Raw genomic sequence first — 777 nt, forward strand, 5'->3', positions numbered from 1 at the left:
TACACAAATAACCCCATATAAATCACGTGTATTGCGTGCCGCACGGCCCCGTGTTATTCTACGCCTACCGATTAACAAGGAATCGAGTAAGACCATGAATAGTGCACAGCGCGCGGTATCGAATCGCATCGATGCCCTAATCGAACAAGCAACGAAAGACGCATTGCGCCTCATCGAGTCAGAGGCCAGACGCATACTCAGGGCCCGGAACCCCGCGCGTTCGTTTTGTATGGCGATGGGAATCGCGACATTTTACGACAAAGACAAAAGACCCCTCTTTGACGATCATCCCGCGCTCGATTCGTTCTATTCGTTCCTGTACGAGCATAACAGCGCGCTACGGCTTACGGGCTGGCCGATGAAAATCGAGGGCCCGGACGAACCGACACTTACCGACTGGTAAGCGCATCATCCCGTACACAACCGCTAGGTGTTTCTACCTAGCGGCTTTTTGCGTTTCCGCTTGCGCAACGCAAAAATCACGTGTATAGTTCATTCCATCAGCTAACCAAATGAAGGGGAACAGCATGAAAGTAGGCGACAAGGTTCGGGTAATCCGCACGGAACAAAGCTTTTACAATCGCGTCCAATGGTGGCCGGAACAGGGCATGACGGGCACTGTTGAGGCCGTCCACAAAAACGGGTCGGTTCGCGTGGCATGCGACCAATTGCGCAACCGGTCGTCAGACGGCCGTATCTCCAAAACGTTCCGGCCGCTCGATATGGTGTTTGAGGTCATCAAGTAACGATCCGCAGGGGCCTGAATTATGGTCCCTG

General features: G+C 53.3%; 2 protein-coding genes. Both read left to right on the forward strand.

Features of this window, described 5'->3' with window-relative positions; all coding sequences use genetic code 11:
• A partial coding sequence (locus tag AC1RPG_RS07830) for a hypothetical protein (protein ID WP_481762444.1) occupies positions 1-403 on the forward strand: 403 nt, incomplete at its 5' end.
• A gap of 124 nt (positions 404-527) precedes the next feature.
• Positions 528-746, forward strand: a complete 219-nt coding sequence (locus AC1RPG_RS07835; RefSeq protein ID WP_481762445.1) for a hypothetical protein — start codon at positions 528-530, stop codon at positions 744-746.
• Positions 747-777: the final 31 nt, after the last annotated feature.

It is taken from the genome of Dellaglioa sp. CoH-57-MRSF-18, from assembly GCF_056781995.1.

Excerpts from the sequence above, each read along its gene's own strand:
- AC1RPG_RS07835 (WP_481762445.1), top strand. The coding sequence starts at position 528 with ATGAAAGTAGGCGACAAGGTTCGGGTAATCCGCACGGAACAAAGCTTT.